This window comes from Kitasatospora sp. NPDC032150, from assembly GCF_055579945.1.
In genome coordinates this window covers 218921-235482 of the sequence record NZ_JBVIMH010000004.1, presented here as the reverse complement: position 1 = coordinate 235482, position 16562 = coordinate 218921, and the positions used below count along the sequence as shown (strand labels likewise).

At 72.8% G+C, this 16562-nt stretch carries 10 protein-coding genes; all 10 read right to left on the bottom strand.

Features of this window, described 5'->3' with window-relative positions:
• Positions 1 to 182: 182 nt before the first annotated feature.
• On the bottom strand, positions 183 to 1778 hold the full coding sequence (gene guaA / locus ACZ5ON_RS07350; protein ID WP_465586660.1) for a glutamine-hydrolyzing GMP synthase: 1596 nt from the start codon (positions 1776 to 1778) through the stop codon (positions 183 to 185).
• 976 nt (positions 1779 to 2754) lie between these two features.
• Complete coding sequence (locus ACZ5ON_RS07345) at positions 2755 to 4524, bottom strand: GMC oxidoreductase (RefSeq protein ID WP_465586657.1); 1770 nt, start codon at positions 4522 to 4524, stop codon at positions 2755 to 2757.
• A 43-nt stretch (positions 4525 to 4567) separates the two neighbouring features.
• A complete protein-coding gene (locus tag ACZ5ON_RS07340) occupies positions 4568 to 6199 on the bottom strand; it encodes a succinic semialdehyde dehydrogenase (protein WP_465586654.1) in 1632 nt (543 codons plus the stop codon).
• Between the two features lie 86 nt (positions 6200 to 6285).
• On the bottom strand, positions 6286 to 8013 hold the full coding sequence (locus ACZ5ON_RS07335; RefSeq protein WP_465586651.1) for a serine/threonine-protein kinase: 1728 nt from the start codon (positions 8011 to 8013) through the stop codon (positions 6286 to 6288).
• A 209-nt stretch (positions 8014 to 8222) separates the two neighbouring features.
• Positions 8223 to 9326 carry a protein kinase family protein gene (locus ACZ5ON_RS07330; protein WP_465586646.1) on the bottom strand — a complete coding sequence of 368 codons (1104 nt, stop codon included), beginning with the start codon at positions 9324 to 9326 and terminating at the stop codon, positions 8223 to 8225.
• Between the two features lie 95 nt (positions 9327 to 9421).
• Positions 9422 to 11359 carry a serine/threonine-protein kinase gene (locus ACZ5ON_RS07325; RefSeq protein WP_465586641.1) on the bottom strand — a complete coding sequence of 646 codons (1938 nt, stop codon included), beginning with the start codon at positions 11357 to 11359 and terminating at the stop codon, positions 9422 to 9424.
• A gap of 382 nt (positions 11360 to 11741) precedes the next feature.
• Complete coding sequence (locus ACZ5ON_RS07320) at positions 11742 to 12869, bottom strand: GuaB3 family IMP dehydrogenase-related protein (protein ID WP_344634775.1); 1128 nt, start codon at positions 12867 to 12869, stop codon at positions 11742 to 11744.
• Between the two features lie 229 nt (positions 12870 to 13098).
• Positions 13099 to 14601: an IMP dehydrogenase gene (gene guaB, locus ACZ5ON_RS07315; protein WP_465586638.1), complete on the bottom strand. Its 1503-nt coding sequence runs from the start codon at positions 14599 to 14601 to the stop codon at positions 13099 to 13101.
• Between the two features lie 283 nt (positions 14602 to 14884).
• Positions 14885 to 15571, bottom strand: a complete 687-nt coding sequence (shbA, locus tag ACZ5ON_RS07310; protein WP_465586635.1) for an RNA polymerase sigma factor ShbA — start codon at positions 15569 to 15571, stop codon at positions 14885 to 14887.
• A 305-nt stretch (positions 15572 to 15876) separates the two neighbouring features.
• Entirely contained in the window at positions 15877 to 16488 is a 612-nt protein-coding gene (locus ACZ5ON_RS07305) for a response regulator transcription factor (RefSeq protein WP_014136228.1), read from the bottom strand.
• Positions 16489 to 16562: the final 74 nt, after the last annotated feature.

The window sequence follows — 16562 nt, the reverse complement described above, 5'->3', positions numbered from 1 at the left end:
CCAAAACCCCCTGATAGACGGGAACCCTCCCCCCCCCCCCCCCCCCCCCCCCCCCCCCCCCCCCCTTCCTCCCCCCCCCCCCCCCCCCCCCCCCCCCCCCCCCCCCCCCCCCCCCCCCCCCCCCCCCCCCCCCCCCCCCCCCCCCCCCCCCCCCCCCCGCGGCCGTTCGAAGCCGGGGGAGATCACTCCCACTCGATGGTGCCCGGCGGCTTGCTGGTGCAATCCAGCACGACCCGGTTCACGTCGCGGACCTCGTTGGTGATCCGGGTGGAGATCCGGGCCAGCACCTCGTACGGCAGGCGCGACCAGTCGGCGGTCATGGCGTCCTCGGAGGAGACCGGGCGCAGCACGATCGGGTGGCCGTAGGTGCGGCCGTCGCCCTGGACGCCGACGCTGCGGACGTCCGCGAGCAGCACCACCGGGCACTGCCAGATCTCGCGGTCCAGACCGGCCGCGGTCAGTTCCTCGCGGGCGATGGCGTCGGCCTCGCGGAGCAGGTCCAGGCGCTCCTTGGTGACCTCGCCGACGATCCGGATGCCCAGGCCCGGGCCCGGGAACGGCTGGCGGTGGACGATCTCGTCCGGCAGGCCGAGCTCCTGGCCGACCATCCGGACCTCGTCCTTGAACAGCTTGCGCAGCGGCTCGACCAGCTTGAACTCGAGGTCCTCGGGCAGGCCGCCGACGTTGTGGTGCGACTTGATGTTCGCGGTGCCGGTACCGCCGCCGGACTCCACCACGTCCGGGTAGAGGGTGCCCTGCACCAGGAACTCGACCGGCTGGCCCGAGGCGCCGGCCTCGGCGATGATCTCCGCCTGGGCCTGCTCGAAGACCCGGATGAACTCCCGGCCGATGATCTTGCGCTTCTCCTCGGGGTCGCTGACCCCGGCGAGCGCGGTCAGGAAGCGCTCCTGCGCGTCCACGACCTTCAGTTGGACGCCAGTCGCGGCGACGAAGTCCTTCTCGACCTGCTCGGTCTCGCCCTTGCGCATCAGACCGTGGTCGACGTAGACGCAGGTGAGCTGATCGCCGATGGCCTTCTGCACCAGCGCGGCCGCGACGGCGGAGTCCACACCGCCGGACAGGCCGCAGATGGCACGCTTGGTGCCGACCTGCTCGCGGATCAGCGCGACCTGCTCGTCCACCACGTTGCTGGTGGTCCAGGTCGGGGCGATCCCGGCGCCGCGGTACAGGAAGTGCTCCAGCACCTGCTGGCCGTGGTCGGAGTGCAGCACCTCGGGGTGGTACTGGACGCCGTACAGCTTCCTCTCGTCGTTCTCGAAGGCGGCGACCGGCACCACGTCGGTGGACGCGGTGACGGTGAAGCCCTCGGGGGCGGCGGAGCAGGCGTCGCCGTGCGACATCCAGACCGACTGCCGCTCGGGGGTGCCCTCGAACAGGGTGGAGCCGGGCTTGACGACGGTCAGCGGGGTCCGGCCGTACTCGCGCGCACCGGTGTTGTCCACGGTGCCGCCGAGGGTGATGGCCATCAGCTGGAAGCCGTAGCACATGCCGAAGACCGGGACGCCGGCCTCGAAGATGGCGCGGTCCAGGCGCGGCGCGCCCTCCTCGTAGACCGAGGACGGGCCGCCGGAGAGGATGATCGCCTTGGGGTTCTTGGCGAGCATCTCGGCAACCGGCATGGTGCTCGGCACGATCTCGCTGTAAACCCGGGCCTCACGCACCCGACGGGCGATGAGCTGGGCGTACTGGGCACCGAAGTCGACGACCAGGACGGTGTCGAGCTCGTGTGCGGACTGGTCGGGAATAGCAGAGGACACAGACGGCCTTCCGGCAGCGGTATCGAGAGGTATCGCACGCGGCACGCCCCTGGCAGGGTGGCGGGCGATTGTGGGGGTGTCTGCCCTTGAGTCTACCGGGCGGCCGGAAGACTGTGGCTTCACCCAGTTGCCAAGGCTCCGCACCGTGACCCCGGGGTGCGGCGATTCGTTGCACCCCACGACCGTACGAGCGCTCGCACCCCCCAGGTTCGGGCCGCCCGGTACGGGCACCGAACCACGCGTGGATCTCACCTCAGTCCACCCGTGAGCGTGGCGCTGCCGTCCTCGGGCCAGACCGGGCGCGGCCCGCCGTGGGACCGCGCACGGGTGCAGTGGCCGGATGGCAGGGGACAGCCTCCGGTCACGACTGACCAAGGAAGGTGCGGCGGCCGGTGCCGGGGACGCCCGGTTCCGTCCGCCGCACCATCCGGGGTCGGCACCGCCCGCGCCGACCGCCCCCGGCGCACTCCCGTACGCCGCCGCCCCACCGGCTACTACGGAACGTAGTCGGCCTGCGTCTGCCGTCCGGCACGGCCCGTCGTGCGGCGGGCAGGGTACGGCAGGCCGGGCCCGGAAAATTGGACTGTACCGAACTGCGTCGAATCGGTTGCACAGTAAGGGCTCCGTCCACCACGATGCTGGAGCGGGGGTCGGCCGGGCCCTCGTACTTCACACCTCCCCGGCGCCGGGCGGCCGCCCTGAGCGCCGAAAGAAAACGGTTGTCACCTCACGCTCCGTGAGGGCTGATCCGGCCCGTTCCCCGGTGCCGCGCCTCGGCCCACCCCTGCCGGACGTCCGGCGCGACCCACGACCAACCGTCCGGACGGCGCTCCTCCCCCGGCGCCGTCACCCCAGCACCGGTGCTGCCCTGACACCGTGTGCTGAGCGACAAAGGGCCCCGTTCCCCCGCGGGGCCCTTTGCCCTGCGCCCTCCACGCCGCACGGCAACCGGACGCACGGCTTCCAGCAACCCGACCTAGCCGCGCCGCACCAGCGGCAGCAGCCGCAGCGCGCCGAAGGCCCCCGCCGGCACCGCCGGCCGCACCGGCGCCACCGGTGCCACCTGCCGGTACTCCTCGCCCTGGGTGGGCCTCAAGTCGACCTCACCCCGGTTCGGCCACATCGACATGGCCCGCTCGGCCTGGGCCGTGATGGTCAGCGAGGGGTTGACCCCGAGGTTGGCGGAGATCGCGGAGCCGTCCACCACGCTGATCCCGGGGTAGCCGTGAACGCGGTGGTACGGGTCGATGACCCCCTTCTCCGGTCGGTCGGAGATCGGGCAGCCGCCGATGAAGTGGGCGGTCATCGGGATGTCGAAGATCTCTCCGACGGTGCTGCCGGCGAAACCGTTGATCGACTCGGCCAGTGCCTTGGCGCCCTCCTCCGCCGCCGGGATCCAGGTCGGGTTCGGCGCGCCGTGCCCCTGGCGGGAGGTGAGCCTGCCCTTCCCCAGGCCGGTCTTCTTCAACGACACCGTCAGCGAGTTGTCCAGCGACTGCATCACCAGGCCGATGATGGTCTTCTCCGACCAGCGGTGCTGGTTCCGCGACTGCGCGAAGATCACCGGATGCCTGAGCGCCGTGACGGCGAACCGCAGCCAGCGCGGCCCGCGTCCGGCCCCGGGCACCTGCTGGACGCTCAGCGCCCCCATCGCGTTCGACCCCTTGCCGTACCGCACCGGCTCGATGTGGGTGTTCTCGTTCGGGTGGATCGAGGAGGTGATGGCCACCCCCTTGGTGAAGTCGACGCGCGAGCCGTAGCGCCGGTCGGTGGTCGAAGCACCCACCAGCGCCTCGGAGTTGGTGCGGGTGAGCTCACCGAGGCGGGCGGAGAGCGCGGGCAGGTGGCCCCGGTCGCGCATCCGGTGCAGCAGCGTCTGCGTCCCGTACGTCCCGGCGGCGACCACCACCTGCGCGGCGGTGACAGTCCGCGCCCCGGCCCTGGCCCGGTCCCTGGTGCGCGCGGGCGAGTTGGTGCGCCGCACGTCCACCGCGAAGCCGCCCGCCGCCAGCGGCCGGATCCGCTCCACCGTGGTGAGCGGATGGATCTCGGCGCCGTTCCGTTCGGCGAGGAACAGGTAGTTCTCGGTGAGCGTGTTCTTGGCGCCGTGCCGGCAGCCGGTCATGCACTCGCCGCACTCGACGCACGCCTTCCGGCGCGGGCCCGCGCCCCCGAAGTACGGATCCTCGACCTCCTCGCCGGGCGCGGCCTTCGCGCAGCCGTCCGAGTCCTTGCCGTCGCCGAAGAAGACCCCGACCGGGGCGAGGTGGAAGGTGTGCCCGACGCCCATCTTCTCCGCGGCGTCCTTGAGGTGGACGTCGGACGGGGTCACGGTCGGGTTGGTGCGCACCCCGAGCATCCGCTGCGCCTGGTCGTAGAAGGGGCTGAGCTCCTCCTGCCAGTCGGTGATGTGCCGCCACTGGCGGTCCTCGAAGAACTGCTTCGGCGGGACGTACAGGGTGTTGGCGTAGTTGAGCGAGCCGCCGCCGACGCCCGCGCCGCCGAGCACCAGGACGTTGGCGAGCAGGTGGATCCGCTGGATGCCGTACAGGCCGAGCGCGGGTGCCCACAGGTAGTTCCTGATGTCCCAGGAGTTCCTGGGCAGTTCGTCCGGTCCGAACCTGCGCCCGGCCTCCAGGACGGCGACCTTGTAACCCTTCTCGGTCAGCCGCAGGGCCGCGACCGAGCCGCCGAACCCCGAACCGATCACCACCACGTCGTAGTCGTGCGCACCCTCGACCGCCATACCGCTTTCCCTTCGAAGTGACGTACCGGACAACCGGGTTCGGCTACTTCAGCCGGAAGGCCTTCATGGCCTTCAGCCCGGTGGTGAAGAGCGCGGCGAAGCGCTCGTCGTCCAGTCCGAAGGACGGCGCGAGCGGCACCAGCCGCTGGGTGGCGACGGTCTGCGCCTCGGTGTAGCGCAGGATGCCCTCGGCGCCGTGCCGGCGGCCGAGCCCGGAGTCCCCCATGCCGCCCATCGGCGAGGCGACCGAGCCGTACGCCGCCGCGTACGCCTCGTTGACGTTGACCGTGCCGGTGTGCAGCCGGGCGGCAACGGCCCTGCCACGGCGCGAATCCCTGGTCCAGACACTGGAGTTGAGGCCGTAGGGGGTGGCGTTGGCGGCGGCGACGGCCTCCTCCTCGGTGTCGAAGCGGTAGATCGACACCACCGGGCCGAAGGTCTCCTCGGCGCAGACCGCCATCTCGGGGGTGACCCCGTCCAGGACGGTCGGCTCGTAGAACAGCGGGCCGAGGTCGGGGCGGGCCCGGCCGCCGGTGAGCACGGTGGCCCCGGCCTTGACGGCCTCCTCGACGTGCCGGGTGACGGTCTCCAACTGCCGCTCGGAGACCAGCGAACCCATGTCCGCCCCGTACGTCAGGCCGCCGCCGAGCCGCAGCGCGGCGGTCCGGGCGACGAAGCGGGCGAGGAAGTCGTCGGCCACCGAGCGGTGCACGAAGAGCCGCTCGATCGAGATGCACAGCTGGCCGGCCGAGGAGAAGCAGGCGCGGACGGCCCCCTCGGCCGCGCGGTCAAGATCGGCGTCGGCGAGCACCACCATGGCGTTCTTGCCGCCGAGTTCGAGCGAGGCACCGACCAGCCGGGCAGCGGCCTGCTGGGCGACCTGGCGGCCGGTGCGGGTGGAGCCGGTGAAGGAGACGTAGTCGGCGTGCTCGATCACGGCGGGGCCGATCACCGGTCCGTCGCCGATCACGATCTGCCACAGGTCGGCGGGCAGTCCGGCCTCCACCAGCAGCTCGCGGGCCCACAGGGCGGTCAGCGCGGTCTGCGTGTCGGGCTTGTTGACCACGGCGTTACCGGCCGCGAAGGCGGGCAGGGCGTCGCCGACGGAGAGTTCCAGCGGGTAGTTCCACGGGGAGATCTGGCCGATCACCCCCTTGGCGCGGCGGGACTCCACGGCGTGGGTGAGCACCGGGATCGCCCCGGAGCGGCGCCGGTCGCGCAGATAGCCCTCCGCCCGGCGGCCGTAGTGCCGGGCGGCCATCGCCACCGCCAGCACCTCCTCGAAGGCGTGCAGCCTGGCCTTGCCGGTCTCGGCCTGGATCAGGTCGAGCACCTCGTCCTGCCGCTTGAGCAGCAGGTCGTGGAAGCGCAGCAGCACCGCGGCACGGCGGCGGACGGGCAGCGCGGCCCAGCTGCGCTGCGCCCGCCGCGCCAGCTGGTAGGCCACCTCGACGTCGGCCGGGGTGGACTGCGGCAGCGCGGCGAGCCGCTCCCCGGTGAGCGGGGTGGTGGTGTGCACCAGCTCCGGTTCACCGGCCGCGGTGATGCCCCGGGCCAGCCGGGCCACCAGCGAGGCCGGCACGGCCGCGGCGACCGTACGCGCGCCGCCGCCGGCCGCCGGGTTGCGCCGCTCGCCCCGGACGGGGGCCTGACCGTCTGCCGTGATGTCCGTCATGAGCGCAGCCTAGGCGCTCGGCGCCCACTGCGGTACCCGTCGGTAACAGGCGATCGCGACCGAACGTCCCGTCCCGGTGGGCGGTTTCAGTGCGTGCTGAAGTTGTTGAGCACCGTGGTGAACCGCCGCTGCCCGGTGAGCCAGTCCTTCTCCGGGGTGCACACGTAGATGCCGTACGAGGTGCCCTTGTCGTCCAGGTACTCCACCTCCTTGGCGTGGCGCCGGATCCCGTCCTTGTTGCCGACGAAGGTGAAGTCCCAGGACGCGGCCTCGTGCCCGTTCACCTTGGCGTCGACCAGGCTGACCCGGTGGTAGTCCTTCAGCTTCTTGGTCAGGTCGCGCTCCATGTCGAGGAAGTGCTCGCGCGGCCTGAGCGACTGAGCGACGGTCTTCGAGAACTGCACGAAGTGCATCCCGCCGTCGGGGCTGTAGATGATCTGCTCGACGCCCTGCGTCGAGCGCACCCAGCGCGCGCCGTCGCTCGGAACCGGGAAGCGGAAGCCCGCCGGATCGTCCACCCAGGTGTAGCCGGTGGGGGCCGGGCCGCTGGCGGGCGCCGCGGAGATGGTCACGGTGGGGCCCGGGTCCGGCGCCGTGGGTGCGGGCGAGGGCGGGGGCGTGGGGTTGTCGTCGCGCAGCAGCTCGGGCACCGCGAACGCGGCACCGGCGGCCAGCGCGGCGGCGACGGCCAGCGCCACCGCGATCCACAGGCCCCTGCGGCGCCTGGGCCGGGCCGCGGTGGGCGGCTCGGTGTCCGCGGACGCGGGCATCGCCGTCTGGGTGGGCGCCGACTCGACAGCGGGAGCGGGGGCGACGGCGGGGACGGCCAGGTCGGCCGGCCGGTCCGCCTCCTCGACGGCCGCCTCGGCCAGCTCGGCCTGCTCGGTCGGCTCGGCCCGGTCCACCACCGGGACGGTCTGGGTCGGCATCCGCGGCTCGCTCTTCGGTACCGCCCTGATGCCGATGGTGTGCCCGGCGGTCACCTCGGTGAGCATCCGGGTGGCCTCGTCCGCGCTCGGCCGGTCCGCCGGGTCCTTGGCCATCAGCGCGGCCAGCACCGGACCGAGCGCCCCGGCCCGGCGCGGCTCCGGCAGCGGGTCGCCGACCACCGCCGCCAGGGTGGTGATCGGCGAGGTGCGGCGGAACGGCGACTGGCCCTCCACGGCGGCGTACAGCGTCGCGCCGAGGCCCCACAGGTCCGAGGCCGGGCCGGGGCGCTCACCCTGTGCCCGCTCGGGCGCGAGGTAGTCGGGCGAGCCGACCAGGTCGCCGGGCCGGGTCAGCTCGGTGGAGCCCTCGAAGGTGGCGATGCCGAAGTCCAGCAGCACCACCCGGCCGGTGTTGTGCTCCAGCAGCACGTTGGCGGGCTTCACGTCGCGGTGCAGCACACCCAGCTGGTGGCCCCGGTGCAGCGCCGCCAGCACCTGCAGGCCGACCTCGGCGGCCTCCCTGGGCTGCAGGGTGCCGTCCTGGCTGATCACGTCGGCCAGCGAGCGGCCGTCGATCAGCTCCATCACGATCCACGGCCGGCCGTCCTGCTCCACCACGTCATGGATGGTGATCACACCCGGGTGCTTGATCCGCGCGGCAGCCCTGGCCTCGCGCTTCATCCGGGACTGGAGGATCTCCAGCTCCTCCTCGGGGAGGTGGTTGACGGTGAGCTCCTTGACCGCCACCTCGCGGTCCAGCATCTCGTCCCGCGCCCGCCAGACCGTTCCCATGCCGCCGCGGCCCAGCCGCTCGCCCAGCGTGTATCGCCCGACCAGCACTCGCTGCGCTTCTCTGGCCTGCGCCGACTGGTCCTGCACGCCCATGGCGACCGTTCCCCCTCATCAGCCCACCGTCACCTTGACGGAGGTGGTTCCGGTGCACCGTTGACTCACCGATAGGACAACTTCCATGCACAGGTTAGGCGCCTGACTCCGCGCCCGGAATTCCGACCCGGCCGGCTGACCCGGGTGTGACCTAGACCTCACGTCGTCCCGTACCGCCCCGTCGGGCGGTACGCATGCCCACGAGCCGCTCAGCCCGCCAGCGAAACCACCAGCATCAGTGCCACCACCAGCAACACCAGCACCCCGGCCACCAGCAGCGGCCCGAGCAGCGCGGGCGGCAGGGCCGACGGCCGGCGTGCCACCACCCGCTCCGGTCTGCTCCGCCGGATGGCCGGACCGTTCGGGTGGCGCACCAGCGGCCCGCGCGGACGGCGCACCGGCAGCTCCTGCGCACCCTGCGGCCGCGGCCCGTACGGCTCCGGAGCCGCGCCGATCAGCGCGGCCAGCTCCCGCCGGACCTCCGCGATCCCGGGCCGGGCGGCCGCCTCGGACCGCAGCAGCCGCTCGACCAGCGGCGCCAGCGGCCCGCAGCCGTCCATCGGCCCCGGGTGCCCGGCCCGGATCGCGGCCAGCAGGGTGGGCAGGTCGTCCTCCGGGTACGGGGCGCGGCCGGTCAGCAGCCGGTGCAGCAGGACGCCCAGCGCCCAGCAGTCCGCGGCGGGGCCGGTCTCCAGCGCCCAGCGCTCGGCCCTGGGGCCCAGCAGCAGGGATCTGGCGTCCAGGATCCGTCTGGCCTGCAGCGGGGTCGGCGCGGCGTCGCCGGGGCCTCCCAGGGCCGCGCACAGCTCCTCCTCGGCGGCCCCGAGCAGCAGGCCGCCGAGCAGCGCGGCGCCGTCCTCGCAGACCACCACGCTCTCCGGCGAAACGTTTCCGTGTGCCAGCCCGGCCCGGTGCAGCTCGTGCAGCCCGGCCGCCAGGTCGGCGGCGATCTCCGCGGCCCGGTACGGCGGGAGCGGCCCCGCACCGGCGAGAGCGGCCAGCGAGTGGCCCGGCGGACACTCCTCGGCCACCCAGAGCAGATCCTCCTCCGCCACGGCCTCGACGGGCCGCAGCAGCCTCGGGTGCTCCGGCGCGCACTCGGCCGCGGCCGCCGCCCGCCGGGCGATCCGCTCGCCGTGCGCGGGGTCCGGACCGGCCGCCGCCCGCCCGGGCACCAGCAACCCGGGCAGGTCGAGCGCGTACAGCAGCACCTGGTCACCGGTCTGCTGGTCCTGCGCGAGCATGCCGCGGCCGTCCGGATGGTCCGTCAACCGGTACCGTCCGGCCACCACTTGGCCAAGAGCCGCTCGCATGGGCCTTCCTCGCTGGACTGGGAATCAGGTCGGGCCGCTCGTCCCTCCCGTCGCCGTCAAGGACGGCCGGCCGCCGCCACCGGTTGCAGGACGCCTCAGGACGCGGGCTGGAAGGTGTCGAACCCGACCTGCCTGGCCTGCGCGTTGGCGGTCGAGTTCCAGTCGGCGTCCGGGGTGATCCAGTAGAGCGCGTAGCCGTACTTGCCGGTGACGAGACCCCGGTTGAGCGAGTGCAGCACGGGGTTGCTGCTGCTGGTCCACTCCCAGTCGGCGGCGTTGGTCCACTGCCGGTAGGTGATCTGCTCGACCCGGATGCGGTGGTAGTTGCTCATAGTGCTGCTCTTGTCGCCCTCCTGCCAGTCCGCGAGCGCGCTCTTGCCGGGCGGAGTCTTCCAGTCCACCACCAGCTTCACGCCGTTGCCGGTGAACTTGCGGCTGGTGTCGTGGTAGTCCGGCCCCTGGTCCTTCAGCCAGTCCGGCAGGACGATGGAGAAGCCCGAGCCGTCCTGGTACCGGTAGAACCCCTCCGGGACCTGGGAGCCGCCGGTGGACGGGCCGGGCGAGGACGACGCGGGTGCGCTGCCGGGCGAGTCCGAGGCACTGGCGGAGACACTGGCGGAGGCAGCGGCGGAGGCAGTGGCGGAGCCGCTGAAGCCGGCGGCGGGCGCCGGGGCGGCGGCCCCGGCGGCGGTCGGCGCGGCGGACGCGGACGCGCGCTGGACACCGGCGTTCCCGGAGCTCGCGCTCGCGCTGCCGTGGCCCTTCCCCCGCAGCACCACGAACAGCACCGCGACCACCACCAGGACGACCACCAGCGCGGCCCCCGCGAGCACCGCCGGGCGGCGGATCAGCCCGGGCACCCCGGCCTGCGGCCTCGTCCCCGAGGGCACCATCGTGGTCTCGAATCCGCTGATCGGCGCGGGCGCGGGCGCGGGTATGGGCGCCGCCGCGGGCTGCTCCGCCGCCCGGCTGCCGACCCGGACCGTCCCCAGCAGCCCGCTCACGCCGCGCCTGGGGGCCTCGGCCTCCTCCGGCTGCTCCGCCTTGGCGGCCTGCTCGGACTTCGAGCCGGCCTGCTCCGCCCCGGCCGCGGCCTGCTCCGCCTTCGCGGCGGCCTTGGCCGACTTCTTCGGCGCGGCCGCCGACACGTCGGCGGCGGGGGCGGGCACGGCCCGCTGGGTGGTGGACTCCGCCTCGGCGGTCGCGTCGGCGACGATCCGCTTGAGCATCGAGCGGGTGGTGGAGGCGTCCAGCCGCTTGGCCGGGTCCTTCTCCAGCAGGCCCTCGATGACGGGCTGCAGCGGCCCGGCCTTCTCCGACTTCGGCAGCGACTCGGTCATCACCGCGGTGAGGGTGGCCAGTGCCGCCCCCCGGTCGTACGGCGGCTTGCCCTCGATCATCGCGTACAGCGTGCCGCCGAGCGACCAGAGATCGGCGGGCGGTCCGGGCTTCTGCCCGCGCGCCCGCTCGGGCGAGATGTACGAGGGCGCGCCCACCAGCATGCCGGTGGAGGTGATCGAGACGTCGCCCTCGACGCTGGCTATGCCGAAGTCGGTGAGCACGACCCGGCCGTCCTCGCCGATCAGGACGTTCGACGGCTTGACGTCACGGTGCAGGATGCCCTGGCTGTGCGCCGCGCCGAGCACGCCCAGCACCTCGAGCGCGATCTCGGCGGCGCGGGCCGGGCTCAGCGTGCCGTCCTCCTTGATGACCTCGGCCAGTGAGCGCGACTCGACCAGTTCCATCACGATCCACGGCCGCTCGTCCTCCTCGACCACGTCGAAGACGGTGACGGCGGCGGTGTGCCTGATCCGCGCGGTCGCCTTGGCCTCGCGCAGCGTACGGACGATCAGACGGTGCTTCTCCTCCTCATCCGTACCGCCCTGCATGCGCAGTTCCTTGACGGCGACGATCCGGCCGAGCAGTTCGTCCTCGGCCCGCCACACGGTGCCCATCCCGCCCCGGCCGAGCACCTCGTTCAGCCGGTAGCGGCCGGCGAGGAGACGTCCGGTGGAACCCTGCGGCTGGGTCATTGGTGCCTCTTCCCCCTTGTGCGGCGGCGTTCGGGATGACGGCGCGTCGGCAGGAGCCGTGGGCAGACCGGCCGGGGCCGTGGACTGCGCCCGGCGGCGGGGCTCCGAACGCCAAGCCTCCATCATCCCCTGTCCCGGGCGCGCCTCACCACCCGCCCCGGGTCTGATCGTCGGGTTCCGGCCGGTAGGACGATGCTACGTGCTCGACCGGCCATCAGAAATGGCCGCGGACCCGCTCATTGCTTTCGCCGCCGGCCGCAGCCTTCACCGAATCTCCCGGCGAGTACACCGGGATCACCACACACCGGAACGCGGCAGGGCCCCCGCCGAAGCGGGGGCCCTGCCGCGTTCCTACGGTCCGTCAGCGCCGCGGCGCCGGCGCTTACCGGTGGTTGAGCGCCGGGTTGACGGTGACCTCGACCCGCTGGAACTCCTTGAGCTCCGAGTAGCCGGTGGTGGCCATCGCACGGCGCAGCGCGCCGAAGAGGTTCATGGTGCCGTCGGAGGTGTGCGACGGGCCGGTGAGGATCTCCTGGGTGGTGCCGACCGTGCCCAGGTCCACCCGCTTGCCGCGCGGCAGCTCGGCGTGGACGGCCTCCATGCCCCAGTGGAATCCCTTGCCCGGGGCGTCGGTGGCGCGGGCCAGCGCGGCACCGATCATCACCGCGTCAGCGCCGCAGGCGACGGCCTTGGCGATGTCGCCGCTGTAGCCGACGCCGCCGTCCGCGATGACGTGCACGTAGCGGCCGCCGGACTCGTCCATGTAGTCGCGGCGGGCGGCGGCCACGTCGGCCACGGCGGTCGCCATCGGGACCTGGATGCCCAGGACGCCGCGGGTGGTGTGCGCGGCACCGCCGCCGAAGCCGACCAGCACACCGGCCGCGCCGGTCCGCATCAGGTGCAGCGCGGCGGTGTAGGTGGCGCAGCCGCCGACGATCACCGGGACGTCCAGCTCGTAGATGAACTGCTTCAGGTTCAGCGGCTCGGCGGCGCCCGAGACGTGCTCGGCCGAGACCGTGGTGCCGCGGATCACGAAGACGTCCACACCGGCGTCCACGACGGCCTTGGAGAACTCGGCGGTGCGCTGCGGCGAGAGCGCGGCAGCGGTCACCACACCGGACTCGCGCACCTCCTTGATCCGCTTGCCGATCAGGTCGGCCTGGATCGGGGCCGCGTAGACCTCCTGCAGGCGCCGGGTCGCGGCGGCCTCGTCCTCGATCGCGGCGATCTCGTCCAGCAGCGGCTGCGGGTCCTCGTACCGGGTCCACAGGCCTTCGAGGTTCAGCACTCCGAGACCGCCGAGCTGGCCGATCGCGATGGCCTGCGCGGGCGAGACCACGCTGTCCATCGGGGCTGCCAGGAACGGCAGCTCGAAGCGGTAGGCGTCGATCTGCCAGGCGATCGAGACCTCCTTCGGGTCCCGGGTGCGACGGCTGGGGACGACGGCGATGTCGTCGAAGGAGTACGCCCGGCGCCCGCGCTTGCCTCGCCCGATCTCGATCTCAGTCACTTCGAGCCCTTCTGCTGCTTGCTTAACTCGCGCCGGGTCACCCCGACCGCACCCCAGTATCCCGCACCGGCATCCCTGGGCGCTCGGTGCAGGCCCCGGTGGCGGCGGACCGCCCGTCCGGGGACGCCGGGCCCGCTCGACCGGCTTCCCGGCCGCAAACCGAAGGCCCGCCGCCGTCCCTCACGGACGGCAGCGGGCCTTCGGCGTCGACTCAGTGCCGGGCCACCGCTCAGCGGCTGTTGTAGTTGGGCGCCTCGACGGTCATCTGGATGTCGTGCGGGTGGCTCTCCTTGAGACCAGCCGAGGTGATCCGGACGAAGCGGCCCTTGGTCTGCATCTCCTGGATGGTGGCCGCACCCACGTAGCCCATGGTCTGCCGCAGCCCGCCGACCAGCTGGTGCAGCACCGCGCCCAGCGGCCCGCGGTAGGGCACCTGGCCCTCGATGCCCTCGGGCACGAGCTTGTCGTCCGAGGCCACCTCGGCCTGGAAGTACCGGTCCTTGGAGTACGAGCGGCCCTGGCCGCGCGACTGCATGGCGCCCAGCGAGCCCATGCCGCGGTACGACTTGAACTGCTTGCCGTTGATGAACAGCAGCTCACCCGGCGACTCCTCGCAGCCGGCCAGCAGCGAGCCGAGCATCACGGTGTCGGCACCGGCGCAGAGCGCCTTGCCGATGTCGCCCGAGTACTGCAGGCCACCGTCGCCGATGATCGGCACGCCGGCGTCCTGGCAGGCCTGCGCGGCCTCGTAGATCGCGGTCACCTGCGGCACGCCGACGCCGGCCACCACCCGGGTGGTGCAGATCGAGCCCGGGCCCACGCCGACCTTCACACCGTCCACGCCGGCGTCGATCAGCGCCTGGGCACCGTCCCGGGTGGCGACGTTGCCGCCGATGACGTCCACGTTCACGGCCGCCTTGATCTTGGCGATCCAGGCCAGCGCGTTGTGGCTGTGGCCGTGCGAGGTGTCCACGACCAGGAAGTCGACACCGGCGCCGACCAGGGCCTGGGCGCGGTCGAACGCCTCTGCGGAAGCGCCGACGGCGGCACCGACCAGCAGCCGGCCCTCGGCGTCCTTGGCGGCGTTGGGGTACTGCTCGGCCTTGACGAAGTCCTTGACGGTGATCAGGCCCTTGATCCGGCCCTCGTCGTCGACCAGCGGCAGCTTCTCGATCTTGTGGCGACGGAGCAGGCCGATGGCCTCCTCGCCGGAGATGCCGACCTTGCCGGTGATCAGCGGCATCGGGGTCATGATCTCGCGGACCTGCCGGCTGCGGTCCGTCTCGAAGGCCATGTCGCGGTTGGTGACGATGCCGAGCAGCTTGCCCTCGGGGTCGGCGACCGGCACACCGCTGATCCGGAACTTGGCGCAGAGCGCGTCCGCCTCGGCCAGGGTGGCCTCCGGGCCGACCGTGATCGGGTCGGCGACCATGCCGGACTCGGAACGCTTCACCAGGTCGACCTGGCTGACCTGGTCCTCCACGGACAGGTTGCGGTGCAGCACGCCGACGCCGCCCTGGCGGGCCATCGCGATGGCCATCCGGGACTCGGTGACCTTGTCCATGGCCGCCGAGAGCAGCGGGATGTTCAGCCTGACGTTGCGGGAGACCCGCGAGGAGGTGTCGACCTGGTTCGGCAGCACCTCGGAGGCCCCGGGCAGCAGCAGGACGTCGTCGTACGTGAGCCCGAGCATGGCGAACTTCTCGGGTACGCCTGCGGCGTTGTAAGACATGTGAGGGGACCTTCCGTGGCGGGGCCGTCGATCTGAATCACGTCCGGTGAGGGGTTCCGGGCGCGTCGCTCTCAGCTGGGCGGAGGAGCGGCCGAGAGAACCGGCCTCATCCACCCGCGCGCACCAGCGCAGGGCCCAGGCCACCAGAACGCTTCGGCGTTTGGAGGATCCTCCGAGAGGACCCCGCGCACACCCACGAAACTTTGGGCAACCCGACCAGGCGCCGATACCCCATGGTACTGGTGTCCGGGGTAATGGAACGCGCCCCTTGACAGCACCCGAACTACGAGGACTCTTCCGCCAGCGCCCGCAGCCGGCTCAGCGCCCGGTGCTGGGCGACCCGGACGGCGCCCGGGGACATCCCGAGCACCTCGCCGGTCTCCTCCGCCGACAGCCCGGCGGCCACCCGCAGCAACACGAGTTCGCGCTGCCTGGCGGGCAGGTTGGAGAGCAGTTCCTTGGCCCAGGCGGCGTCGCTGCTGAGCAGCGCCCGCTCCTCCGGGCCGAGCGCCTCGTCCGGGAGCTCGGGCAGGTCGTCGGGCGGGATCACGGTGGAGCCGGGGCCGCGCATGGCAGCCCGCTGCAGGTCCGCGATCTTGTGCGCGGCGATCCCGTACACGAACGCCTCGAAGGGACGGCCCTCGTCCTTGTAGCGCGGCAGCGCGCAGAGCACCGCGACGCAGACCTCCTGGGCCACGTCGTCCACATGGTGCCGGGCACCGCCGGGCAGCCGGACCAGCCGGCCCCGGCAGTAGCGCAGGGCGAGCGGATGGACGTAGGCGAGCAGCGCGTCGATCGCGGGACCCTCGCCGCGCACGGCGGCCGCCACCAGCCCGGCGAGCTGCGCCGAGCCCCCGGCACCGAGCACCGGGGGACGCACCTCGCCCTCCTCCGGGTACGACCGATCCGCCTGATCCGCGATGGGAGCACCGCGCGGGTGCTCGTCGGACCGAGCCTCGTCGTCGTACATCGGTCCATGGTGCCTGGTCGAACCGGAAAACGCGGCACCGCGTCCGGAGTTGTGCATCGGAACGTTATGCACCGCACCACCGTGCGTCGCCGCCGTGCGCACCGCGCCGCCTCCCGCCCCGCCCTCCGAAGCCACTGCCGGCCCGGAGATGCCTTGTCCCGTTCCGATCGCCGAGCCTCCTGCGGCCGCACTCTTCGCCGCAGTTTCTGTCCGCCGGTCCCCGAGGTGCTCCACAACTCCATGGTGCAGCCTCGGGACCACAACGTCATACGTCTGAGCGATCGAAACGGCCGGGCAGCCCTCTCTCAGCGGACCAGACCCCAGCGGAAACCGAGGGCCACCGCGTGCGCGCGGTCCGACGCGCCCAGCTTCTTGAACAGGCGCCTGGCATGGGTTTTGACGGTGTCCTCGGACAGGAACAGCTCCCGGCCGATCTCCGCGTTGCTGCGCCCGTGGCTCATGCCTTCGAGCACCTGGATCTCACGTGCCGTCAGGGTGGGCGCCGCACCCATGTCGGGACTGCGCAGCCGGCGCGGGGCGAGCCGCCAGGTCGGGTCGGCCAGCGCCTGGGTGACGGTGGCCCGCAGTTCGGCGCGCGAGGCGTCCTTGTGCAGATAGCCCCGGGCGCCGGCGGCCACCGCGAGGGCGACGCCGTCCAGGTCCTCGGCGACGGTGAGCATGATGATGCGGGCGCCCGGGTCCGCCGACAGCAGCCGCCGGACGGTCTCCACACCGCCCAGGCCCGGCATCCGGACGTCCATCAGAACGAGATCGGAGCGGTCGGCCACCCAGCGGCGGAGTACCTCCTCACCATTGGTCGCAGTGGTCACCCGGTCGACGCCGGGCACCGTCGCCACCGCGCGGCGAAGCGCCTCCCGGGCGAGGGGGGAATCGTCGCAGACGAGTACGGATGTCATGACCGTCCTCCGCAGCTGATCCGCGTCACGTTGAGCCTCCTGGCTGGTTCGAACTCTCTCCGACACGGCCGATC